General features: G+C 48.2%; 14 protein-coding genes. 3 read left to right on the top strand and 11 right to left on the bottom strand.

What is annotated here, in order from left to right; all coding sequences use genetic code 11:
• Positions 1–70: 70 nt before the first annotated feature.
• The 5 genes from FSB75_RS17195 to purD all read right to left on the bottom strand — a co-directional run bounded on the left by FSB75_RS17195 (position 71) and on the right by purD (position 7086).
• Positions 71–817, bottom strand: coding sequence for an MBL fold metallo-hydrolase (locus FSB75_RS17195; RefSeq protein WP_146790022.1), 747 nt, complete (start codon positions 815–817; stop codon positions 71–73).
• Between the two features lie 17 nt (positions 818–834).
• Entirely contained in the window at positions 835–2184 is a 1350-nt protein-coding gene (rodA, locus tag FSB75_RS17190; protein WP_146790020.1) for a rod shape-determining protein RodA, read from the bottom strand.
• A complete protein-coding gene (gene mrdA / locus FSB75_RS17185) occupies positions 2181–4334 on the bottom strand; it encodes a penicillin-binding protein 2 (RefSeq protein ID WP_146790019.1) in 2154 nt (717 codons plus the stop codon). Before mrdA ends, rodA begins: the two co-directional genes overlap by 4 nt.
• Before the next feature lie 211 nt (positions 4335–4545).
• Positions 4546–5628, bottom strand: coding sequence for a tryptophan 2,3-dioxygenase (locus FSB75_RS17180; protein WP_146790017.1), 1083 nt, complete (start codon positions 5626–5628; stop codon positions 4546–4548).
• A gap of 186 nt (positions 5629–5814) precedes the next feature.
• Complete coding sequence (purD, locus tag FSB75_RS17175; protein ID WP_146790015.1) at positions 5815–7086, bottom strand: phosphoribosylamine--glycine ligase; 1272 nt, start codon at positions 7084–7086, stop codon at positions 5815–5817.
• A gap of 124 nt (positions 7087–7210) precedes the next feature.
• Between purD and FSB75_RS17170 the strand changes: the two genes are divergently transcribed.
• Positions 7211–9010, top strand: coding sequence for a peptide MFS transporter (locus tag FSB75_RS17170; protein WP_146790013.1), 1800 nt, complete (start codon positions 7211–7213; stop codon positions 9008–9010).
• A gap of 88 nt (positions 9011–9098) precedes the next feature.
• Positions 9099–11147, top strand: a complete 2049-nt coding sequence (locus tag FSB75_RS17165) for an OPT family oligopeptide transporter (RefSeq protein ID WP_146790011.1) — start codon at positions 9099–9101, stop codon at positions 11145–11147.
• Between the two features lie 314 nt (positions 11148–11461).
• Here FSB75_RS17165 and FSB75_RS17160 read toward each other — a convergent pair whose 3' ends face one another.
• The 4 genes from FSB75_RS17160 to FSB75_RS17145 form a co-directional block, all read right to left on the bottom strand.
• A complete protein-coding gene (locus tag FSB75_RS17160; RefSeq protein ID WP_146790009.1) occupies positions 11462–12136 on the bottom strand; it encodes an outer membrane beta-barrel protein in 675 nt (224 codons plus the stop codon).
• A gap of 101 nt (positions 12137–12237) precedes the next feature.
• Entirely contained in the window at positions 12238–12915 is a 678-nt protein-coding gene (locus FSB75_RS17155; protein WP_227990945.1) for a YgjV family protein, read from the bottom strand.
• 30 nt (positions 12916–12945) lie between these two features.
• Positions 12946–14214: a serine--tRNA ligase gene (gene serS, locus FSB75_RS17150; RefSeq protein ID WP_146790005.1), complete on the bottom strand. Its 1269-nt coding sequence runs from the start codon at positions 14212–14214 to the stop codon at positions 12946–12948.
• Between the two features lie 208 nt (positions 14215–14422).
• Entirely contained in the window at positions 14423–14605 is a 183-nt protein-coding gene (locus FSB75_RS17145; protein ID WP_146790003.1) for a hypothetical protein, read from the bottom strand.
• A 473-nt stretch (positions 14606–15078) separates the two neighbouring features.
• Here FSB75_RS17145 and FSB75_RS17140 point away from each other — a divergent pair, with 473 nt between their 5' ends.
• On the top strand, positions 15079–15513 hold the full coding sequence (locus FSB75_RS17140; RefSeq protein ID WP_146790001.1) for a response regulator: 435 nt from the start codon (positions 15079–15081) through the stop codon (positions 15511–15513).
• Positions 15514–15604: 91 nt separating this feature from the next.
• Here the strand turns inward: FSB75_RS17140 and FSB75_RS17135 are convergent, their stop codons facing one another.
• Positions 15605–17461 carry a DUF1501 domain-containing protein gene (locus tag FSB75_RS17135; RefSeq protein WP_146789999.1) on the bottom strand — a complete coding sequence of 619 codons (1857 nt, stop codon included), beginning with the start codon at positions 17459–17461 and terminating at the stop codon, positions 15605–15607.
• Positions 17462–17565: 104 nt separating this feature from the next.
• On the bottom strand, positions 17566–19434 hold the full coding sequence (locus FSB75_RS17130; protein WP_146789997.1) for a DUF1800 domain-containing protein: 1869 nt from the start codon (positions 19432–19434) through the stop codon (positions 17566–17568).
• Between the last annotated feature and the right edge of the window lie 298 nt (positions 19435–19732).

Below are 19732 nucleotides of genomic sequence, written 5' to 3'. Positions count from 1 at the left end.
CCTCACTTTTCAACGACGCTTTTAAAACGCAATCCTTTCTTGTGATTGCGTTTTTTCTTTTGCCAATTGCCTATTGCTCATTGTCCTTGCACGTTGGCGTTTTAATGTCGTGATAGAATAAAAAGGTCCAGCCTTCCTTGTTGCCGCGTTCCCACCATTCGCGCCGAAGGTTCATGGCCTTGTCGGGATCAAAATCGTACTTGGTTTTGTAGCGGGTTTTCATCTGGTGAAGTTGCGGTGCATCGTCGCCGCCGAAGAAAATGGTTTCGTCACCATCCTTTATCCAAAATACCTGGTGATGCGGCGAGTGAGCGCCGGTGTGTTGGTAAGAAATGTAATCGTCAATGGTTCCTTCGTCGTCTTTTAGCAACTGCACCTGGTGATTGTCTTTTAAGATCTCAATTTCTTCGGGAATAAAAGAAGGCAGGCCTTTTTGCAAGGCAAAATTTAATTCCCGTTCCTGCACGTAATACGTGGCGTTTGGGAGACTGAGCCACTGATGGTCTTTGCCAAAACTTACGCCGCCTGCGTGGTCTTTGTGAAGGTGACTCATCAAAACCTTTGTTACGTCCTTTGGTTGGTAGCCCGCAGCTTTAATGTTTTTGTGCAGTTGCAATTCATCGTCCGAATTGCCGAAGCCAAGGCCCGCATCCAGAAGCAAAACGTCTTTTGACGTAACGACCAGAAACGGCTGTATCTCTACCAGCAAGCTTCCGATGGGCCGTTGGTTCAATACATCTTTTTCTTCATCGAAAGGAACAAACAACTTCGTTTTATCAATAGTAAACGACCCTTCGGAAAGCGGAAAAATTTTCATGGCGCAAAATTGCGGGTTTATCGCAACACCATTTGCCGGTCGGCATCCAACCGAACTAAAATGGCCAGCATGATGCTGAACGTAAGCAGCGACGTGCCGCCGTAACTAATGAAGGGCAGCGGAATGCCGATCACCGGCGCCAGGCCCACCGTCATGCAAACATTGATGACGATGTGAAAGAAAAATACCGCGGCCACGCCGTAAGCGTAACAGCGGCTAAACACGCTTCGCTGCCGTTCGGCGATGGCGATGATGCGAAAGAGGAGCAAGAGGTAAATCAGCATCACCACCGTTGTGCCCACAAAGCCAAAGCCTTCGCCAATGGTGCAAAAAATAAAATCAGTGCGCTGCTCGGGCACAAATTCGTAACGCGTTTGCGTGCCTTTTAAAAGGCCTTTGCCTAACACACCACCGGAGCCAATGGCAATCTTTGATTGCTTTACGTTGTAGTCGCCAGCATCTTTGTCCTTCTTGGTTGTTTCCGGCGAATTCAGCTCTTTCTTGTGCGCCAGGATGTATTCTTCCGGCACCTCGCGGCCAACGGTGCTGTAGATGCGCTCTACCTGATAAAGCTTCATCACGTTTTTAAAGATGATGGGCACACCCACGCCGACAAAAAGTGCCGCCAACACACCAATGAAAAGCACGGGAACTGCTGCGCTGATGCGCTGCCGCTTTCGTTGCCAAACAATGAAGGCAATGATGCCGGTGATGACAGCGATGGCAATGAGCAAAAGCGTTTTGTCAACAAGCAAGGTGCACACGGCAATGGCGCCGACAAAGAATCCAACAACAAGAATCGTTGAAGGCAGACCTTCGCGGTACATCACCACAAAGAAAGAAAAATACACCAGTGCCAAACCCGTTTCGCTTTGCGCAATGCTCATAAAAGCGGGCAACAAAGCAATGCCTGCGGCAATGAGTTGCGACCGGGTTTTGCTGAAATCCATGTTGGGCAGCGAGATGTATTTTGCTAACGCCAGACACACGCAAAGTTTGCAGAAATCGGCGGGCTGAAAATTGAAGCCTCCAAGGCGAATAATGGATTTTGTGCCCTTTATGTTGGAATGCAGCGGAAAGACGGCCAGCAAGGCTACAATGCCCACGGCATACCAAAGGTTGGCCGTGGCGGTAAAAAATTTAGAGTCTGTAAGCAGGATAAAAATACCCAGCACCATCGAAATGAAAAAAAAGTAAAGCTGCTTGCTGTAATCGGTTTTAAAGCCAAGAAAGCTGGCCGTCACCGGGTCGCCTTCGCGGTAGGTAACGGCAAAAATGGCCATGATGCCGATGCTGGCAAGCAGAAGGTAAATCCACACCAGGCTCCAGTCAATGCGGTTGGAGAAACCGGTTTCTTTTCGGCTCATGATAACAAGGCCCTCCGCTTCTGCATCAGTCTTTGTTTGGTGTGTAATTGTTCATCGAGCAAGATGAATCCCGTGCGTTGTGTGTCGGGGCCGGCGGGCTTGGGTGTTTCTTTTTTAGACGCATTCAATTTGACGATGGAAAGATTTGGCTTCGTGGTGTCTTTTTTTAAGGAAGGTAGGTCGCGGCCAAAAAACTTTCTGAGGTAGTTGCTGTCGTTGGTCAACTTAAAATAATACACCGCACGGGCCGAATCAGCCTTGTATTGTTCACGCTTCAGCCACACCGGCATCAGGTTTTGCGCCGCAATGCGCTCCACTTCTTTTACCCGGTCGGCCCGCAGCGAGTCAGTCAAATATTTTTCGATCATCAGCGAGGCCATAGGCGCCGCCCAAGTGGCGCCAAAGCCCGCATTTTCGACAATGACGGCGACGGCAATTTTGGGATTTTCTCTTGGCGCAAAAGCCACAAATACGGAGTGGTCTTTTAGTTTTGTGACCTTGCCGTCAATAACCCGTTTGTTTTCTGCCGTGCCGGTTTTTGCACATATGTTGATGCCCGGAATTTTGGCTACCTGGGCAGTACCGGCTTCCACCACATCCTGCATACCGCTGTGCACCACTTCGTAGGCCGTATCGGAGATGTGCGTGAGCACTTCGTGCTTCACGCGGTATTGGCTCAACAGCGTGTCCTCCGACGTTTCGTTCTCCAGTTCTTTTACAAAATGCGGCGTGTAGTAATAGCCTTTGTTGGCTACAATGCAAATAGCATTGGCCATCTGCAGCGGCGTTACCAGCATCATGTCTTGCCCGATGCCAAGCGTTACGTTGGTGCAGGAGTTCCAACTGCCGCGATAGACTTTGTTGTACACCGATGTGTCGGGAATGTTGCCTTTGTCTTCGCTTGGAAGATCCACGCCCAGCCGCACCCCGTAACCAAAATGGTTCATGTACTCTTTCCATTTTGCATAGCCTTGCTTTACACCGCCCAATGCCGGATTATCCACCGTAACGCGGTAGGTCATGGAGAAAAAAGAGTTACAAGAATGCGCAATGGCAAGCCGGAGATTGGCAGCATGGCCGGCCCATTTTTCGGTACACTTTACCGGCCTTGCACAACCGTAATAAGCGCCGGTACAGCCGATGCCGCTCCGTGGCGTGATGACGCCTTCGTCCAAACCAATCAGCGCCGCAAGTGGCTTGTAAGTGGAGCCAGGCTGGTATTGTCCTTTGATGGCGCGGTTCAGCAAAGGCGCGGAAACGTCGAGGACCAGCCGCGAATAGTTTTTCTGTTTTTCCGAGCCGCTTAACTGGTTGGGATTGTAATCGGGACTGGAGGTCATGGCAATAATGCCACCAGTCTTTGGCTCAATGGCTACAATGGAACCAACTTTGTTTTGCAGGAGCTTTTCCGCCAGTTGCTGCAGGCCGGCATCTACATACGTGCGCAGGCCGCGGCCCGCAACGGCCTGCTCGTCCAGTTCACCGTTTTCAAAGCGACCCACCAATTTGTTGCGGTTGTCTTTTACCCAGTATTGCACGCCGCGTTTGCCCATCAGCACTTTTTCGTAAACGCTTTCCATACCGCTGCGGCCCACGTAATCGCCGGATTGGTAAAAACCTTCCGAACGGGCAATGATGGCCGAATCCACCTCGCCGATATAGCCTACAAAATGACCGCCGGCATTAAGCGGGAAGGAACGCACCGACCGCTCCTGCAAATAAAAGCCGTTGCCCAGCCGCCAACTGTTTTCTTCGAGCCTCGCGTGTTTTTCGGGTGAAAGCAAAGCCTCAAAAACCGATGGCCTTGCTCGGCCGTTCTTCACAATGGCATTTACCATTCTCGTTTTGAAGTCCGTTGTGTCAATCTCCAACAACTGGCAGATGTAGGCTGTATCTACACCTCGGGCTTCTGATGGGATCACCATCAAATCGGTCATTTGCTGATTGGTGACGATGGCTTTGCCGTTACGGTCGTAAATGATGCCGCGTGGCGGGTAAACGATTTTTTTAAAGATGGCATTTTCCTGCGCCAGCCTTTCGTACTTGCTGCTCACCACTTGCAACGCAAACAGGCGGGCGATGATGACAAAAAAAGCCACCGCGAAAATGATGCGGATAATGTAACTCCTCGATTGCGTGAACACAGGCATTTGAATGAAAAGTCCGAGCCGGAAAGTGAAGGCGGTTTTTCTGTTGCAAAAATGCTGAACGTTTTGCGAAAGAAAAAATCGGTTTGTGGTGGGTGGTTTGTAGTTTGTGGTTATCGTAACAATTGGGAAAGACTTTCTTTTTTCAGACAGCCGGCGAAAGGAAAGCCTTCCGCAACAGCGCACTAACCACAAACCACTAATCACAAACGGTCTATTCGGCTGCTTCAAACCCAAGCTTTCGCTCAACGGCTTTTGGCAATTGCGGAAGCCTTCGCCGTTCGATTAAAAAGGACGTAAGCTGCGCAAGCCCTTTAAATATGTAATGTTTGTCCGCAGCGGCTTTCAGGTAATCTTTGCCGCTGCTGCCACCGGTGCCGATGCGGGTGCCAATCATGCGGTGCACCATGTTCATGTGCCGGTGACGCCAGGTGCTGAATTGCTCGTCAATGTCAAGCAATTCGTTCAGCAATTGAAAGGGCAATTGCAAAAGCGGGTACCCACGGTAGAGCATGATGAACAGAGCCGCACGGGCCGCCTTTGCAGAAAACGTATAATGGCCTTCGCGTTGCCTGAAAAAAACATCGGAAAAATATTGAAGGTTGTCTTTTTCAACTTCGGCCAAACTGCTTGCATAAGCTTTTTGATAGGCTTGCCAGAAAGGATGATTGTCAGCGGTTGAAAATTCACCTTCCCACAATCTATTGTCGTCGAAGAAAGGCATGCGCTCCAGCCATTCGCCCGACAACTGCAAAAGTGATTTTGCCGTTTCGGCTTCTTTAATCAACCGCACGTGTTCTTCGCGCAATTGTGCCGTGTAATATTCCTGTCCGTGGCGATGCTCGAACTTCAATCCCAACTTTGCTTCCAGCAGTTTAAACTGCCAGCTTTGAAAACCCGATGCGGGCCGCAGCATGTCGCGGAAGTCGAGAAAATCCATCGGCGTCATGGTTTCCAAAACATCAATCTGGTGTACCAGCACGCGAAGAATAACGCCCATGCGGTGCAGGCGGTGAACAACGGTTTGCAGTTCGGGTGAATTGTCGTTCAGCGAAGGCTTGCGCATGATGTTAACAACGCTGTCGGCTTCGTGGTGCAGTTGCTTAAACCAAAGTTCGTAAGTCTGGTGAATGACGATGAACAGCATTTCGTCGTGCGCCGCGGCATTGTGCTTTTCGCTTTCGGGTTGTTGGGCGGAAAGAATTTTATCGAGCTGTAAATAATCGTGGTAGTGTAAACCCCCTGTCCCCCCAAAGGGGCGACTTAGGTTGTTGTTGCTTTTATTTTCTTCGGTCATTATTCAGGTTGATGTGCGAAGGTAGGCCTTGCTTAATAGCGATAGGAACGATGAACGGATTGCGACGCAACCGAAGTTCAATAGACAGGCGAACTTCTGGTCAATAAAATAGAAGCTTTTGCCGAGGAAAGATTGAAAGGTGTAAAGTTTTTCAAGCTTAAGTCTTCCCTTTAGGGGACAGGGGGGTTATAAAAATTCAAAGCCGATGTCCCTTCTGAAATACTTTCCTTCAAATTCAATTTCTTCTATCGCGTCGCGGCTTTTGTTGATGGCGTTGTCCAGGTCTGCGTCCAAAGCAGTTGCGCAAAGCACACGGCCGCCGTTCGTAACTACTTTTCCATCGGTTTCTTTTGTGCCCATCTGAAAGATCATGGCCTCGCCTGCGCTGTTCAAATTCTTTATGGCAAAACCCTTCGTGTATTCATCGGGATAACCGCCGCTCACGGCAACGATGGTGGTTGCAAAGCGTGGGTCTTTATCAATCGTGACAGAAGAAAGATTGCCTTTGGCTGTTGCTTCCAGCAACTCTACCAAATCATTTTTTATCCGCGGCATCACCACTTCGGTTTCGGGATCGCCCATGCGGCAGTTGTATTCAATGACGTACGGTTCGTCGCCCACTTTCATCAGGCCAATAAACACGAAGCCTTTGTAATCCAGGGCGTCTTTTTGCAAGCCTTGCACGGTGGGTTCTACAATTTTTGAAACCACTTTTTGCATGAACGTTTCATCGGCAAAAGGCACGGGACTGATGGCGCCCATGCCGCCGGTATTCAGGCCCGTATCGCCTTCTCCTACACGCTTGTAATCTTTTGCTTCGGGCAGCAACACGTAAGCCTCCCCGTCGGTTAACACAAAAACCGAAAGTTCAATGCCGTCTAAAAATTCTTCTACCACAACTCTTTTGCCCGCTTCGCCAAATTTGGAACGCTGAATCATCAAATCAAATTCGGCAATGGCTTCGATGTTGTTTTGGCAAATGAGTACGCCTTTGCCTGCGGCGAGGCCGTCGGCTTTTATCACAATGGGTAGCGAGTGCTTCTTTAAATAGGAAACGCCGTCTTCAAAATTTTCGGCTGTAAACTCTTTGTAAGCCGCCGTAGGTATGTTGTGACGTTGCATGAAGGCTTTGGCAAAAGCCTTGCTTCCTTCGAGCTGTGCGGCTTCTTTTGAAGGCCCGATGATGTGCAGGTCTTTGCTTACGTTATCGTGCAAATAATCTACGATGCCTTTTACCAGCGGTTCTTCGGGGCCAACGATGACCAACTCAATTTTCTCGTCAACGCAGCATTTGGCCGCCGCTTCAAAATCCGTCACCGCAAAGGGCTTGTTCATTCCGCATTGTGCCGTGCCCGCGTTGCCGGGAGCAATCAGTAATTTGGAGCAATGCTTGCTTTGCGAGAGTTTGTGCGCCAGTGCGTGTTCGCGTCCGCCGGAGCCCAGAAGAAGTATATTCATGGTTATCAGATAAGCGGTGCGAATATCGGCACAAATGCGAAAGCGGAATTGAAAATAGATTTTCGCTTATTTTGAGCCGCGCAGCACAAAACGCTCTAACGATTTTACTCACTAAACTTTACACATGCAACAGAACAGCATCGTAAACAGTACCCAAACGAAAGCAAAGCATCCACGGGCTTTGTACGTTCTTTTTCTAACCGAAATGTGGGAACGCTTCGCCTACTACCTGATGGTGGGCATTTTGCTTTTATACCTCATTGATGACAAAACCGGCGGCAAAGGTTTCTCGCAAGGCTTGGGCGCAGATATCGTAGGAAGTTTTATTGCGCTTGTTTACCTCACGCCTTTTATTGGCGGCTTGTTGGCTGATCGTCACCTCGGTTATATCAAATCCATTTTTCTCGGCGGAAGTTTAATGTCACTTGGCTATTTCTGTCTTTCCATTCCTGGCAATACGGCGCTGTTTGTTTCGCTTGGATTGATCATCGTTGGTAATGGGTTTTTTAAGCCGAATATTTCTACGCTGCTCGGCAATATTTACAACCGCGAAGAACTGCGTCCGTTAAAAGACAATGCCTACAACATCTTTTACATGGGTATCAACGTTGGTGCTTTCATTTGCAATTTCGTAGCGGCTTATTTGCGCAACAAATACGGCTGGGGCTATGCTTTTGCCGCAGCCGGTGTGGGGCTTATCATTGGCTTGATTGTATTGGCCATGAACCTGAATAAGGTGAAAGAAGGGGACGTAAAAAAGCCGGCGCAGAAAGAAGATATGGCTACCGGTAAAATATTCGGCGTTGTGTTTTTGCCTGCTATCATCGCGGCAGTTATTGGATGGTTCTTGCCAACGCTGCTTTTTCACGAACCGCTTATGGGTTCGCAAGCCAGCGATGCCTTCATCTTTGCCTGCTTGCCGGTGATTGCGTTTTACGTTTCGCTTTATGTAAGAGCGCAGGGGCAAGACAAAAAAGGCATTGGTGCGCTGCTGTTCATCTTTGCCATTTCGGTTATTTTCTGGACGATATACAACCTGAACTCAACTGCTTATACGTTGTGGGCGGAACGATATACAGACAGAACCTTGTCGCCAACGACGCAAAAAATTACCGGCGCCATTGGCGCTTTGCAAACGGTGGACGACAAACCGCGATGGGTAAACAAAGTAGACAATCAACTGGCAGAAGTAAAAGACGTTAGCCCAATCGTTAGATTGGATTCGACAACAGAAGTAAAACAGAAAGGTGACAAGTCCGAGACGGTGAAGACAATCTTCGGCATTACCGCCAACGGCAACCGCATTGATACCGCAACAAAGATTGTGCAGGTGCAAGGACCCGATCCTTATTTCAACAACGTGCCGCCCGAACAACGTCCGGGTGGTAAAGAGGTCAAGCTGATGAACACGGAATTGTTTCAATCCATCAATCCGTTGTTCATCGTTGGGCTGACGCTCATTTTTGTTCCGCTCTTTAGTTACATGCGTACCAAAGGCAAGGAGCCCACGACGGCATCTAAGTTTGCGATGGCTTTGTTCATTTGCGGCCTGTCGGCCTTGGTGATGGTGTTTGCAGTAATGTCAGTTCCTTCGGTTTACACACACAAAACATCACCCATTTGGTTGTGGCTGACGTACGGTGTTTTTACCGTGAGCGAAATTTTCTTAAGCCCGATTGGCTTGTCGCTTGTTTCCAAATTGGCGCCTGCACGTCTTACCGCTTTGTTGATGGGCGGCTGGTTTTTGTCAACCTCCATCGGTGGTAAAATTGCCGGCATTATGACAAGTTATTGGGATGGTTTTTCGGACAAGAAAATTTTCTTCCTCATACTTGTGGCTGCGGCCTTCGTTGGCGGCATTTTAATTTACTCACGCTTAAAATCGCTCAACCAGATTCTGAGAGATAAAACGGGTTCGGCATAATTTGTTTTTCATTTTAATAAGAGGAGTTGGCTTTGTCAACTCCTTTTTTTATTTCCCTATTTTTAAACCTTACTAAAACCCAACACGTATGGCCGAAACGACTACGTTTAAACCCTTTGTACCTGCGGAAACAAACATGAAAGAATTCACCCTGAAGGCTTTGCTCATGGGTTCTTTCTTTGGCGTTTTATTTGGCGCGGCTACTGTTTATTTGGCCTTGAAAGCAGGTCTTACCGTTAGCGCTTCTATTCCCATTGCGGTAATGGCCATCACCGTTGGACGAAAACTTTTCGGCACTACCATTCTTGAAAACAACATCATTCAAACAACGGGTTCTGCTGGCGAAAGCATTGCATCGGGTGTGGTGTTTACGCTGCCGGGTTTTTTGTTTTTGAGCAATGTGCAATCGGCCAACTATTTTGATTACGTCGTCATTTTTGTTCTCGCCGTTTTTGGCGGCATGCTGGGTACGTTGATGATGATTCCGCTGCGTCGTTCACTCATTGTAAAAGAACACGGCGTGCTGCCTTACCCCGAAGGAACGGCTTGCGCGGCTGTATTAAAGGCCGGTGAAAAAGGCGGCGAGTTTGCCAAGCTTGCGTTTCAGGGTTTGGGCTTTGCGTTTGTGTATGCCATCTTTCAACGCATGTTTCGCGTGGTGGCCGAAACGGTAAGCTTTGCCACAACCGCGACGAACAAATATTTTCCTTCGGCCAATCTTGCCGGCGACATTACACCCGAATATTTAGGCGTGGGTTATATCATCGGCCCGCGCATCGCGGGTGTGTTGGTGGCAGGCGGTGTGCTTTCGTGGTTTGTTTTCATTCCGCTGCTATCCTCGCTTATTCCCGATCCTGTAATTGCTGCGCAACAGTTTAAGCTTGGCTTGATACACGATCTTTCAAAAGTGAATCTTGGCTCCGGTGGATGGAACCCGGCCACGCAAACCTTTACCGATAAAGCCGAAGCCCTTTATCGTGCGTATATCCGGCAGATTGGCGCCGGCGCCGTGGCTGCCGGTGGCTTTATGACCTTGATTAAAACCATTCCCACCATCATCTCTTCTTTCAAGCAAAGCATAGGTTCTGTGGGCGAAGCAAAAGGTGAAGGTGTAAAGAGAACCGACCGTGACCTGGACATAAAGATTGTTTTATTCGGGAGCATCATTTTAATTATATTGATGGCGGCTTTGCCGATGATACCCGGCAACAACATTTTCAGCAAACTGCTGGTAGGTTTATTGGTCATCATCTTCGGTGCATTCTTCGTAACGGTTTCATCACGCATTGTGGGTTTGATTGGTTCGAGTAACAATCCTATTTCGGGTATGACCATCGCGACTGTGATGAGCACTTGCTTGATTTTTATTGCGGTGGGTTGGCGCGGACAAGGCTATGAAGCAATGGCATTGGTGGTTGGCGGTATGGTGTGCATTGCTGCAGCAAATGCGGGTGCAACGTCGCAAGATTTGAAGACGGGTTATTTGATTGGCTCTACGCCGCGCTACCAACAACTGGCTTTGTTCGTTGGCGCCATTGTATCGGCCGTTGTTGTTGGTTTCACTGTAAAATTTTTAGACAAGCCCAGTGCTGAATTAGCAGCGCAAGGTGTTCAACACGCCATTGGCACAACGTACAACGCACCGCAAGCCACGTTGATGGCAACGCTGGTGAAAGGCATTCTTTCGTTCAACCTTGACTGGAACTTTGTAATCGTTGGTGCTTTTCTTGCCGTTGTGATGGAGCTCTGCGGCGTAAAAGCCTTGAGCTTTGCCGTGGGTGCGTATTTGCCTTTGTCAACAACGCTGCCGATTTTCATTGGCGGCGCTATCAGAGGTTTAGTAGATGTAGTGAAGAAGAAGCGCAACGACAAAGTTGTTGAAGGCGAAGAAGATTTGGAAAGCGGCAATTTATACGCAACGGGTCTTGTGGCCGGCGGTGCGCTGATGGGTGTCGTCTTCGCTTTTTTGCAAGGCAGCGATGCAATAGCCGGTTGGTTAAAAAAGATAAGCGTTGAAGAAAAACTGGCAAATGCCCTGGGCGAAACAGGCTTTTATTTTTTGGGTGTTGCGGCCTTTGCGTTCATGGGATACATGCTTTACCGTGCCGGAATTAAACGGCATAAACACATTATGTAGGCACATGCCAGGAGCGTGGCCCTACAGCCGCTCCTGGCAGTGGAACGTTTGATGACCCAAAAACAAACGCCCTGTCTTAAAAGACCGGGCGTTCAACTTACTGACAGGTTCTTCATGAAATATGAACTCACCGTGTAAGTTTTAAAACCGATGCACTTTGGCCTCGTGCATCGCTGCGTCTTTTATCAAACGCCAAAGCGGTTGATAAAATTTTTTGTTTTGAAAAGATAAGGGTTAAAAGTTTACCCGCTGTTGTTTTTGCAATCACACAAAAATGCAGCCTTGGGCTGCATTGAAAATATGATCAAAGAACCTCAGCTTTTTGAGGGAAGAATCCAGCGTAAGCCGATGCTAATTCCACTCGTCCCATTACCGTTTGCGGCCACACCAAATTGTTTTTGATTGGATATGGAAGTAACGCCGCCTGTAGCGGGGGGATAGGTTGTTGTTTTGGCCCACTGGTAATAAAGGTTGGCTAAACTGTTCAGTGAAGCTTCTAAATAAAGCTTTGAAGATGCGGCATAAGAAATGCCCGGCGTAATGCTGAAGCCAATGGATGTGCGTTCGGTTTGGGTTTGCAAACTACCACCATACTTCTGTTCCTCCTTGCCAATGCTGGTTCCCAGCGAAGCTTCACCAAAAAGATAAAACCGCGAAGGCAAAGGATAATAGCGCCGGTAAAACACACCGCCGCCATAGGTGTTGCTTGGCCGCTGCTGCAATTGCGTACCGCTTCCCGATTCAAAATTGTTATGAGAGAAGTTCACATAAACTCCCACAATTTTATTGGTTGCGATGGCTTTCCCAAACTGGGGACTGATGTTCCATCCACTGCTTTTCGAATCTTGCGTTGAGGTGTTCTGGTCTTTGTTGGACGAACTACCGAAAGAAAGGGAACCGCCCAAAAACAAGGAGCCTTTTGAAATTTGTGCGTTGGAAATTTGTGCGAGGCAAATCACAGCAATGGTTAAGAGTAATGTTTTTCTCATGAGTTAAGGTTTTAAAAACGAATATGCGGCACAAAACAAAAAAAGCAAACCGTTGATGGTTTGCTTTAACATTCATTTACCGCATGAAGATTTCTTCGCAACTATGCGTCGAGATTTTTTACATAACCTTCCGTCGTTTTTTCAAAACCCATGACGGTTAAAAACCGCCGGTGGTTTTTATTGGCAACCGTTTTATACACCAGTTTTTTTATGCCTTTCGAAAGCAAATAATCTTTCTCCTTTTCAAAAATAAAACGGCCCACTTTGTAGTCGCGGTATTTGGGAACGGTGTAGTTCAGTTGTACTTCGGCCGTTCCATCGTCCAACAGCGCGGCCACAAACACGTTGGCCACCACCACGTCGCGCAGCACCACAAAGCGAATGGCGTCCGTTGCTTCTTCCAGTTTAAAATCCGGAAAATAAGCGTTGATATCTTTTGCGTAAAAGCTCAAAAACTTTTTAATCAGCGTGGCATCAGTACCAAATTCCAGCAAATCAAAATCTTCCGTCTTGCGGTAAATTTTTACAAGGCCCCAAAGGTTAATCAGCAGCAAAAGCGTGTTGGTAAGAATGATGGGGAAAGCGCCAATCAACACGCCGTACACGATAAAGAAAAAGCAACCGCCGGTGTTGAGCCAGCGAAATTTTAAATCGTTGCTCACAAGCAAGGAAAGAGCGAGCAACAACGAAGCAAGATAACCGAAGGCTTGAACGAGCATAGGAGGTAGGAGATAGAATGTAGAAGGTAGGAGGAAGAAGGTAGGAGCGAACCATTTTATTCTATATTCTATCTCCTACATTCTATCTCCTCAAATCATTTCACTGCCAAAATAAGATTGCAAAACCACCGGCAATTTGATGCCGTTTTCATCCTGGTTGTTTTCCAGCAAACAGGCAAGAATGCGCGGCAGTGCAAGCGAACTTCCGTTGAGCGAATGCACCAATTGTGTTTTGTTGTTCTCGTCTTTGAAACGAATCTTCATGCGGTTTGTTTGATACGATTCAAAGTTGGAAACCGAACTCACTTCAAGCCAACGTTCCTGCGCAGCGCTCCACACTTCAAAATCATAAGTCAGTGCGGATGTAAAGCCCATGTCGCCGCCACACAAGCGAAGAATGCGGTAGTGCAGGCCGAGGGTTTGCAAAAGTTTTTCTACGTGCGTCACCATTTCTTCCAGGGTATCGTAGCTTTTATCGGGATGAACCAATTGCACGATTTCCACTTTGTCGAATTGATGCAAACGATTGAGGCCGCGAACGTCTTTGCCGTAGCTGCCCGCTTCTCTGCGAAAGCAGGGCGTATAGGCCGTCATTCTTACCGGCAATTCAGCGGCTTTTAAAATCTCGTCGCGATAGATGTTTGTTACCGGCACTTCGGCGGTTGGAATGAGGTATAAATTGTCTTCGGTTACGTGATACATCTGGCCTTCCTTGTCGGGCAGTTGTCCGGTGCCGTAAGCCGATGCTTCGTTCACCATAAACGGCGGCATGTACTCGGTGTAACCGGCGCTTGTGTTGTAATCAAGAAAACATTGAATGAGGCTTCGCTGAAGTTTTGCTCCCTTGCCTTTGTACACCGGAAAGCCGCTGCCCGTGATTTTGTTGCCCAATTCAAAATCAATGAGGTCGTATTTTTTTGCCAGTTCCCAATGCGGTACGGCGCCGCTGTAAAGTTGCGGTTTGCCGCCGCCCGTGCGCACCACTTCGTTGTCGTCGGGCGAAGTGCCTTTGGGTACTTTGGATGACGGCAGATTGGGCAACCGCACCAGCAGTTCGTTCAATTCTTTTTCTGCTTTGGCTAACGCTTCTTCAACTGGCCCCAAAGTATTTTTAAAACCTTCTACCTCTTTCTTCTTTTCCTCTGCTTCTTCTTTGTTGCCTTTTGCCATCAGGCCGCCAATCTGTTTTGATGCGGCGTTGATCTTTGCCTTGGTTTCGTCAAACTGAAAGGTGAGCTTTTTGCGTTCATCATCCAATGAGATGATTGCATCCACCAATTCCGGTTCTTTAAAATTCCTGACAGCCAAACGTTGTTTTACTTCCTGCGGATTGCTGCGCAAAACGGCCAGTTGTAACATGGGCGTATTTTTTTGTGGCGGCAAAGATAATTCAGAAAGAAGGAGTCAGGAGACAGAATACAGGAGGCAGGAGTAATTGAACGAGATGATTTTGCCTGCAATGCCTTTGCGCATAGTAAGCAATTTTCAACAAGAAGAACAGGTCAATATTTTAAAAACGAAACAGCGGTTTTCTCTCTATTCTGTCTCTTGATTCCCGTATTCGCAATCAGGGTTCTATCTTCAGCCGCCCCACCAGCGAAGCTTTCTTGAGTTTTTCAATTTGTTTGCTCACCAGTTTTTCGGTCTTTCGCTTTTGCATGGCTTCCTTGTATTTTTTTGCGCGGGCCAGTTCTTCGTTCCATGTTTCAATTGCTGTATCACGCAGAAGCAAGTTGCGTTCTCCGGTCATGGCACATTTGTTTTAATGGTTGTGGCAGGTGTGGTTTTACTGAAAGGTAGAAAGCACGGGAAAGATTTTTTGGGGAAATAGTTTTGCACAAGCCTTGTTCAATTCTGAAGACAAAGAAAGGTGGCTTCGCTTCGCAGTTTGTGTTTTGTTTTTGCCAGAAGAAAAAAAATTATGCACAGATGATTTTGTGCGGTTTTGCTTTAAAAAATTTTTTTCTTCCGTAAAAACACGGCTTTCATTGCGTAGTCCCGCGAAATAAAATCATGGCTTTCCGTAAATACACGGCTTGCAAACTCGGTTGAATTTTCGCTTGATTGTCGCCATCTATACATGTAGTTTTATTCTAAGAAGAGGACCGGTTGCAACACGTGAAAAACAACGGCTTCTTTTGTTTATCCACCCCTGAAAGCTACCTTCTATCCGTGCCACCTTTGAGAACCGTACCAATTATTGACGAACCTTAAAGTTGGTGTATGCAAACAGAAAAACACAAAACAAAGCGCATCCTGCTGGTGGATGATGACATTGACCTGTTGATGTTGCTGGAACGCAAACTGCAAAAATCCGGTTACCTCATCGAATCCGCTGCTTCCATGCCCGAAGCCGAGTACGTACTGTCTTTATTCAAGCCCGATCTGGTTATTCTTGACATAAACATTGCCGGCGATGATGGCCGCCAGCTTTGCTGGAAGATAAAGCACGCCGAAGGCGCCCGCAAAGCAAAAGTCATTTTAATGTCGGGATATAATTATCCCATCAGCGGCCCGCTTTCCTTTGGCGCTGATGATTACGTGGCCAAACCCTTTCAATCGGAGTATTTGGTTAACAAGGTAGAACGTTTGTTAAGTGAAGAACCGGCGCCCGAACCTGTTTTTGTTTTTGCGCCACCGAAAGAAGACCTGAAGTAACGATAATGCGATATTGGGATATGGAGATATTGTGGATTGCCTCTCGGCTTTCACTATCTCAATATCCCAATACCTTAATATCCTTCTCTCTTTACCGGAAAATGATTTGCTCCCTCGCCCTCGTGTCGCCGTAAACAACTTCGAGTATGTAATGCGTTTCCCGCGAGAACGAAGGCGGCACGCGAAAGGCCAAACTGTTTTGCACGCCGCTGAAACGGTTGTAATAAACCTTGGCGCCCACCAAATCGTAAATCGTTACGTCAACAGGGCCGTCAACCTTTTCAAAAAATTCAACGTGGATATTGTTGTTCTGAACCGGGTTCGGAAAGACGCGTATTAATTGTTGCCTGTCGGAGGAACGAAGCAAGACGGTGTTTGAATAATCCGTTTTGCCTTGTAGGTTTTGCGCGGCAATGCGGTAAAACATTTTGGGTGCCGATGTTGTGTGCAAGAAGGTATAAGTTGCCGCAGCGGCAAGGCTTGTATTTGTTTGCCGGCTTACTTCGGCAAACTGGCTTCCATCGGTAGAAAACTCCAACGCATACCAACGGTATTTCCCGTTTTGTTCGGCATGACAATTCAGTCGGCTTTGACCCTGGTAGTATTGCCCCGTAAGCGAAACACCTTCCAGCGGCAACGGCGCCGCCGCCGCAAAGATGGGCAATTTGGGAAATGAACTTCCCAACACGGTTGCCGATTCGGTTGGGGTTAAGCAAAGCCAGTCCTGCATCACCGTTGCATACAATTGGCGGAAGTCATACTGCATATTCACTTGTGAGTTTACATCAATGTTACCGCTACCGTTAACGGAAAACGACGCCGACGTGCCGATGACGCCTGCCTGAAGAGCGGCCCCGAAAAAAAACACAGGCGCAGCCGTACCGTGATCGGTACCGACAGATGCATTGCTCATCACGCGGCGGCCAAATTCGCTAAAGGTCATGCCCGTTACTTTGGAGCCCTTGCCCATCTTTTCAATGTCATCCTGAAAAGCGGCAACCGCTTTCGACAGAATGCTCAAGTTGTTGGCCTGCGTGCCGGTGATCAAATCCGAATTGACTTGCGCGGAATGCGTATCGTGCGAGTACGGATGATTGACAATATAAATCGGCGTTTGCAGTCCGCCGCCAATCAATCGCGCCACCATCTTTAATTGATTGGCCAGCGTATTGCCCGATGCCGGGTACAACGTTGAAAGTGTTTGCTGCGCATTGTAAGCGGATGTGATGCGGCCGCGGTACACGTTGCTTTGGTCTTTCATCAACCGCAAAAACGTTAGCTCGTGACCGTAATCGTTGTTCGGTGCAGGGTCAGTCGTGGCGTTAATCACATTTAGCAACGCATTCGGGTCCGTAACATTGTAACCCATGTTCACCGCCGGGCCTTGTAAAGAAAACGGCAGGGTTGAACCAATTTGAACCGCCAGCGGATCGGGGGCTTGCGTGTTGGGATAATTCTGCGGATAATTTGGATACGTTGTATCAAGATCTCTGCCCAACCAACCGGTATCCCAATATTGATTGGATGCGGAGCCGGAAAACCAAATGTCCGTTGCTCTAAAGTGACTAAAGTTTGGATTGGGATAAGAAACTGCCTGCACGATGGCAAGCTTGCCGTTGTTGTACAAATCACGCATCTCCGTCATGGCCGGATTTAAGCCGGTGGTGCTTGTTCCGTTCAGTGCAAGAATGTTGGCTTGCGGGGGCAGAATGTTGCTGCGGACGTTTTGCAGGGTAGAATATTTGTCCAGGGGGATGACGGTGTTTAAGCCGTCGTTCCCGCCGTTTTGCTGAATGACGACGAGCACCTTGCCACAACTCTGCGAGCTTTGCGCCAGCATATCGAGCAGATTGTTGCCGGTAGAAGGTGAAGCAAAAAGCGGAATGTTGTTGAGCAGCAACGGAACCGAAGCAGCGGACGTGTTTTTTATAAAATCGCGGCGTTTCATTGAAGCGGGTTTAAAGGTGAAACGTGAGAAGTGAAACGTCAGACGGGAGACCGGAGAAGCCGATAACGGAACGATTCACGGTTTCGCGTTTATCGTTTGTCGCCTCACATCAATTGGTATTCTGCTAGTTGACAAATGCCCGAAAGAAGATTCTTCAACCGCGGTTCAATCACCGAGCGGTTGGCCGATGTTTGGTTGTTGTACCAGGTATCCCAAGCCGTGGTCCAATACGAATCGGTAGACTGCCCGCTCAACAACGTAGAGCCCTTCAGTTGGTCTTTTTGTCCCTGGCTTAGATCAATCGGCAAAAGATATTTTATGCAAATGGCGGTTAGTGCGTTGGGGTCGCGGGCAATGGCGTTGCCAAAGGAAAGTGCAAAAGCCACCGGGTCAACCTTAAAAGAACGCAACGTAGTTCCGCCGCTGTACACGCTGCCTACCGTATGCCCGTTAAACATGTCCTGGATAAACGTGAAGCGCTTTTGCACGGAGTTGGAATTTATCCAGTACTCGTGGTAAGCCGGCGTTTGATAATAAGCGTTCCATCCCGAGACGTTTGGTATGGTGCCCATCTGCTGCTCCATGCTCAGGCAATAGCCGTCGTTGTATTTGCTCCAGATTCGGTACTGGTACTCAATGTTCGCATCCGTTGTATTTAAGGCCAGCATGTTGATGGCGCCGCCCACTAAATCGAAGGGACTTTTGATATAACAACCGCGGTTGGCCATGTCAAAAAAATGTTCGCTCTTGAACAACTGGTTTAGCACCGGCTGAATGTTCCAGTTGTTGGCAACGAATGTTTGCGCCAGCGGCGCAATCACATTCGCTTCAATGTTTGCGTCAATGTCGTAATAAACAAAATAGCGATACAGCCTGCGGCAGATGTATTTGCTCACCTCCACCTGTTTTGAAAAAATCATGTTGATGAGCGCATCCAATTCGTTTGCGCCAGCGGCTCCCGTTTGGCCCGTGATGACCGTGTTGTTAAAAAACGAAGAAAAAGTTTTGTTGCCCTGCTTGTGCGATCCCGAAACAAAATTGGTAGCGGGATTCGCGGTGTTGATGCTTTGCACCCGCCAGCCGGTAAGCACTTGTGCGGCCGCTACTACATCGCTTTGTGCATACGTGTTGTTCGGATCGTCCTTGCCCAACGTAAAGAGTTCCATCAACTCCCGGGCAAAATTTTCATCGGGTGCCGTGGCGCTGTTTTGCTGGTTGTTCAGGTAATACATCATGCCGGGTTCTACGGCCACGGCGCGAATGAGGGTTTTAAAATTGCCCAAAGCATTATCGCGAAAGAGCTTGAAGTAACGGTAAAAGAACCGTGCGGAATTGGTATTGATGTAAGCGTTGGACGATTGATAGATCGTGTCAAAATCAATGGGAATAAAATGATACCAGAACCAAACCATTTTCTCGCGAATGGTGGCATCGCCGTTTAAGATCAACCCGAACAACCAGCGCCGCATGCCGCTGTTTCGGTTGCTGTTGGTGGTTTGTCCCACGGAGTTTGTGGGAAAGAAATCATTCGTCCAGTCGGCACCGTAAGGCAGGTTGTTTTCATCGGCGTTGTTGGCAATGTTCTGGTACCAGTTTACCGGCGGCGATGGTGGCGTGTTGTTTATGTTGAGTACCGCATCTACCGCGGCCGATGGCGTTAGTGGAAGCAAGGCATCTACCCAGGCTTTCTTCCAGCCAAAGTTGGTGCGGCGCAAAAGGTGCAGCACTTCCCATTCTGTCCACGTACCGGCATAAGCATTCAGGCCGCTGGTAACGGGATTGCCCGTGCGTTGCGCGACGCTTGTGTCTTCTTCAGTACCGACTTTTAATTGTACTTCGTCGGTGCTGTAATGCCGCGTGGTTAATTTTTTCCGGCTGTATTTCTCAAACAGCGGATCGTCTTGCGTGCCTGTGTCTGCCGGGGCGGCAAGCGAACGGAAGAAATGCCTTCGCGTAAGGTTTTTATTTCCCATAATAGAGCGTTTGAGGTGAAGAAAAAGGGCGGGTAGAGACGTATTAAATTTACCGATGAATCGTGTCGCAAAATCAGGCGGGTATTGGTTTTCGGTAAAAAGCCAAAAAGCTTGGTTGGACTTAGGCGGACTACGACTGCCCGGCCTTTGCTCTTTTGAAGGATTGCAGGTAGAAAGGCTTTTTTCTATCTTGCAGCGCTGACCAAAACCAACGGCCTTTTATGAGACGATATAAACTGCTGCTTCTTTGTTTTGTTTTTTCTGCGTGTGCGTTCGGGCAATCAATTGTTGCAAACGG

This window comes from Flavisolibacter ginsenosidimutans, from assembly GCF_007970805.1.
GTDB classification, from domain to species: domain Bacteria; phylum Bacteroidota; class Bacteroidia; order Chitinophagales; family Chitinophagaceae; genus Flavisolibacter; species Flavisolibacter ginsenosidimutans.
The sequence above is the reverse complement of the archived record's forward strand: the minus strand, read 5'-3'. Positions and strand labels throughout refer to the sequence as shown.